Raw genomic sequence first — 4,040 nt, 5'->3', positions numbered from 1 at the left:
TCCTGCTCGCCGACGCCTTCGCCGCTCCCGGCCCGGATGGACTCGACCACATAGGTCGAGGCGCCCTGCGCGAGGCGCAACACATCGGCCGAGAGTAGAAGGAAAGAGCGTATCGCCGACGCGCACCAAGATAGGCATGCGGCGGATGATCTGGTCGAACTCCGGAATCCAGTTGAGTGCGCCGGCGCCGAGCGCAGGCTCTTGCAACACTTTCAGGCTGGTCACGGCGCCCGGGTAATAGGGTGCGAAGAGCCGTGGATCGTCTCCCCCATGGGAGAACCCTGATTTGATCTCCGGCAACGTTTCGGTGAAAGGCGATGCGATGAAGCCCATCACGATGGGCGCGCTGCCGATCGCTTCGGCGAGCACCTGGTCGTTTGAGGGCAGCTTGTCGAGTTCGGGCTTGAGGTTTTCGATGGCCGAAGACTGCGGCCAGTACTGCACGGCGTTGGCCGGCGACAGCCGGTCGGGCTCAGGGAACACCATATCGAAGGCGATGGCCGCCGCCCCTTGCTGGCCCAGCTTGTCGACGAGTTCGGCCAGAAGCGTCCGTGGCCAAGGCCATTGACCGAGCTTCTTAAGCGAGTCCTCGTCGATGTCGACGATGCGGACGGGCAGTTCCGGATCGAACTGGAGCGGTGAAATCCGCTGATAGGAGTCGAAGACGAGCGATCTCAGCCGCGCGACTGGGCTCGGATCCCAAACCCGCATCGCCAAAGACGCAACGATCACCGCGCCCACAATCAGGGCATACAGAAGGCGTGGACCCATCCCGCTCGTTTTCCGCCGTTCTTGGCCGGGCCAGGGCCCAGCGGCGGGCCGACCCTATCGGCTGGCGCGGGCCTGTCAATCAGCGCGGTCGGATAAGAAAGTCGCGCTGTGCAAACTGCTTAGCGGACGGAGCGCATCAAGCGGTGCAGCGTCTCGGCCACACGCTGATCCGCACAACCCGGCGCATCTTGTGAAGCCTGGCCGAGGCTCGATGCGACCGGGCAATGGGCCCGCGGCTCTTAACGGCCGCCGACGAACCATTCCGGACGCAGATTGCGCCAGACGGCTTCGGTCTCGAAATCGAGCTTCGGGTCGAACTTGCCCTTGGACTTGCGCGGCTGAGCGGTGGTCACGGCCCGCTTCGGGGGCTGGGCATCGTAGGTGTATTGCGGCAAAGGCTCGATCAAGCGGGTGCGGCCTCTGTCTGCCGCGGCGGGGACGGCGGTGGCGGCCAGAACGGCCAGGCCAAGCATCGGAACGGTGAGCTGCTTCAGCATTTGGTACCTCCATGGTCTCAAATTCGCCGACCCCCCGATCGCGGTATCGCTCATGTAGGGAGCGGGGGGTGCCGGATCAACGGCTGGCGCTTAGGAGATCCCAAACCGGGGCTGGCCGCCGTTGAATCGCCCGCCTTTCCTCGATTTATCAGGATCGGTGGCCGAGATACGCCCGTGCCTCACGCGCTTCGGTCGCAGCCTCTAACCGCCCGATAACACAGTGTTTATCCCCCGCGCGCGGCTTTGGGCCTAGAATGATGGCTATGGAAAGGACCGACAGATCATTTTGGCGGCGCCCAAAAGTGGCGCTACGGGTTGGCCGGAAAGAGGTCTGGCCCGGAGGGCCCACTTTGCGCCTTTCGATTGTCGTCGTTGCGGTTGCTGCCGCCGGTCTCGGGCTGTCTCCCGGAAAGGTGAAGGCCGGACGTGGCTGCCTGAGATCGAGAATCCTTATTGTCCGATCACGACCTACACGCTGCGTGATGTCCCGGAGCAGGCGTCGTCAATGACCGATCGCCTGGGGCGGCCCGTCATCGTGGTGAACACGCTGACCCTGCGCCAGCATCCGGACTATGGAAGGTTCCTGTTGGCGCACGAATGTTGCCATCACACGCTCGGTCATGTGGCAAATTTCAAAAAGGAACTTGGACATGTGGGGCCGCAGGCTTTCTTCTATATCGCGCCGGAGTTGAAGCGCATGGAGCTCGAGGCCGATTGCTGCGCTGTGAGGCTCCTGCGCGAGCGGCACGAGTTGGACGGGATCGAGGCCGGGCGCGCCGCCATGGCGCTGTTCGGCCCGAGACCCACCGGCGCCCACTATCCGACCGGCATGGAGCGGGCGGAGAATATCCTGGGCTGCGCCGCCGCGGACGAATAGCCCTCTGGCGGCGTCGTTGCCTAAACGCCATATCTTAAGAGGGTTGAAGTCCCGCGACCCGGCATGGTCCCAACCGTGCTATGGTGCGCGTTCCGAGATGATGAAGAGGCGGCGTTGACACGTCACGCATCGACAATGCGCCGGGCGGATGCACGCGTCCGGCTTTTGAGCTTGTGCGCTGCCGCGCTGTGCGCAGCCGGCTTCGTGGCGAGCGCTGGGCTCGCGAATGCAGCGCCGGTGTTGCGGGTGTGCGCCGATCCCGACAACATGCCGTTCTCCAACGAGAAGGGGGAGGGCTTCGAGAACAAGCTCGCCGAGCTCATCGCCGAGCGACTCGGCAACGATCTGGAATACACGTGGTTCGCCGAGAACACGAGCTACCTTCCCAACACGATAGGGACCGGCGCCTGCGATCTCGTCATGGGTTACGCGCAAGGCACCGACCTGATCGAGGACACCAATCCCTACTACCACACGTCTTATGTGCTCATCACACGCGAGGACGACGAAGCCCTGAAAGGCGTGGAGTCGCTGTCGGATCCGCGTCTCAAGCAGAAGCGCATCGGAATTTTCGCGCGCACGCCGCCGGCGAGCATTCTCGCCATGCATGGGCTGACGTCCCACGCCAAGCCCTTCGAGAACACCACCGGTGAAAGCCAGGCTCAGGCGGCCAAAGCGATGATCGAGGAAATCGCCGCGGGCGAGCTCGACGCCGGGCTGCTGTGGGGGCCGGTCGGCGGCTATTACGCGCAGCGCGCCGAGGTTCCCTTGAAGGTCACGCCCCTTGTCAAGGAAAGCGCGGGGCCGACCACGTTCTACGGCATCACCATGGGTGTGCGGCCGAACGAGCCCCAGTTCAAGCATGAGATCAACAAGGTGCTGGCCGACAACCAGCAAGACATCAACGTGATCTTGCAGGGCTACAACGTGCCGCTCCTCGACCGTGAAGGTGACGTCATCGCCTCAGGCAGCGCGAGCCAGTAAGCCTACATTTTGCAGATGCTCTCCGGCTCGTCGATGCCGAGCGTATCCACTTCGATCTCCGGATGACTTGCGTGCGGGAAGCCCCGCTGCGGCGACACGGAGACCGGCACCTTCTCGGTGGCGATCAGCAGCGGCTGGCGGAACTGGCCGTCCCAGGGGCGGAATTGCTGCTTGATACCCTTGAACGGCGCGAGCTGAAGATCGGGGCCGTGGATGAAGGCCGACACGGTTTCGAAGTCGTTTTTCGGATTGCGGGTCACCGCCTCGCCGATGGTTCTGGCCGCGACATAGGCCTGATGATCGATCGGCAGCATGATCCGATCGAAATCCTTCTCGAAATTGTTGTTGGCTTGGGTTGCGCCCCATTTCTCATGGCCGGGACTCCAGGTCGTGGCAAAGAGGCCCGTGGTGCCGGCCACGATGCGCGGCGCGCCGCCGCCACGATAAGGGATGAGCGGACCGAACACCTGGTCCTCGTCCGCCACCATGATGACGTCATAGCCGGTGGTGGGGACCACGGTGTTGTTGACGCTCGCCTCTTTGCGCGGCTTCGCCGGCGGAACCGGGCCGACACCGTCGCGGCGTCCGCCCGAAATATCCACATACTCCCTGACGTCCACGATATTCGCGCCGAAGCGTTTCGCCGCGCGCTCCGCCGCTTCCACATTGGCGGCATCGGCGGGCGTCGAGCCGTGCACCAAAAGCCAGTTCTTCCAGTCCATCTTGACGAGATACTGGGCGAGGGCATCGGCCAGCATGTAGCGGTCCGGCACGATGTGCATGACGTTGGCGCGGCAATCCTCCTGCCGCAGCGAGACGTCGGTGGCGCGAATGTTGAACAGGAGAATGTCCTTCTCCTTCGCCCAATCGGCGAGCTTCAGCAGCGTCGGCGCCGAGGCATCGACGATGAT

The 4,040-nt window shown here is 63.7% G+C and carries 5 protein-coding genes; 2 read left to right on the top strand and 3 right to left on the bottom strand.

What is annotated here, in order from left to right; all coding sequences use genetic code 11:
* Both AUC71_RS02470 and AUC71_RS02465 read right to left on the bottom strand, forming a co-directional pair.
* A partial coding sequence (locus tag AUC71_RS02470; RefSeq protein WP_158007671.1) for a CHASE2 domain-containing protein occupies positions 1-741 on the bottom strand: 741 nt, incomplete at its 3' end.
* A 269-nt stretch (positions 742-1,010) separates the two neighbouring features.
* A complete protein-coding gene (locus AUC71_RS02465) occupies positions 1,011-1,268 on the bottom strand; it encodes a hypothetical protein (protein WP_069622996.1) in 258 nt (85 codons plus the stop codon).
* A 505-nt stretch (positions 1,269-1,773) separates the two neighbouring features.
* Between AUC71_RS02465 and AUC71_RS02460 the strand changes: the two genes are divergently transcribed.
* Both AUC71_RS02460 and AUC71_RS02455 read left to right on the top strand, forming a co-directional pair.
* Positions 1,774-2,145 (top strand): M78 family metallopeptidase domain-containing protein, encoded by a 372-nt coding sequence (locus AUC71_RS02460; RefSeq protein WP_069622995.1) that lies wholly within the window; start codon positions 1,774-1,776, stop codon positions 2,143-2,145.
* Positions 2,146-2,310: 165 nt separating this feature from the next.
* Complete coding sequence (locus AUC71_RS02455; RefSeq protein WP_244500766.1) at positions 2,311-3,129, top strand: quinoprotein dehydrogenase-associated putative ABC transporter substrate-binding protein; 819 nt, start codon at positions 2,311-2,313, stop codon at positions 3,127-3,129.
* A 2-nt stretch (positions 3,130-3,131) separates the two neighbouring features.
* On the opposite strand, the gene AUC71_RS02450 is transcribed toward AUC71_RS02455, so the two are convergent.
* Positions 3,132-4,040: ABC transporter substrate-binding protein (locus AUC71_RS02450; protein ID WP_069622993.1), on the bottom strand; the 909-nt coding region annotated here is incomplete at its 5' end.

Origin of the sequence: Methyloceanibacter marginalis (assembly GCF_001723295.1) — a bacterium.
In the GTDB taxonomy this organism is placed as follows: domain Bacteria; phylum Pseudomonadota; class Alphaproteobacteria; order Rhizobiales; family Methyloligellaceae; genus Methyloceanibacter; species Methyloceanibacter marginalis.
The sequence above is the reverse complement of the archived record's forward strand: the minus strand, read 5'-3'. Positions and strand labels throughout refer to the sequence as shown.